Source organism: Bacillus cereus (assembly GCF_002564555.1).
Lineage (GTDB): Bacteria > Bacillota > Bacilli > Bacillales > Bacillaceae_G > Bacillus_A > Bacillus_A cereus_K.
This window is the reverse complement of the sequence record NZ_NUVD01000086.1, coordinates 1-345: the sequence shown is the minus strand read 5'-3', so window position 1 is coordinate 345 and position 345 is coordinate 1. Positions and strand designations below refer to the sequence as shown.

Sequence of the window (345 nt, the reverse complement as noted above, 5' to 3'; positions counted from 1 at the left end):
TACTCGTTGTTTATTCCAGCGAGAAGATCCTTTCATTCTTCTAGAAAGAACACGCTGTGCTTTTGCCAACTTCTCTTCTAATGATTGAAAAAACTTCGGATTTTTATAGGTTGTTCCATCTGACAAAATGGCGAAATCTTTTAGTCCCACATCCATTCCAATGTAAGAATTTGTTTTCGGAAGCTCTTGCACTTCTGCTTCAGCTAACAATGACACAAAGTATCTGCCAGAAGGGTTCCGTCTAACTGTAGCATTTAAAATACGTCCTTTTACTTCACGACTTTTGGCAAATCGAACAAGACCTAGTTTTGGCAATTTTATTTTATTTCCTACAACGGCAATGTT

Annotated in this window: 1 pseudogene (only partly in view); it reads right to left on the bottom strand. The window is 37.4% G+C overall.

The features are described 5' to 3' along the window. A pseudogene (locus COI75_RS19475) lies at positions 1 to 345 on the bottom strand (transposase) (its annotated part extends 165 nt beyond the left edge of the window); the annotation flags it as partial.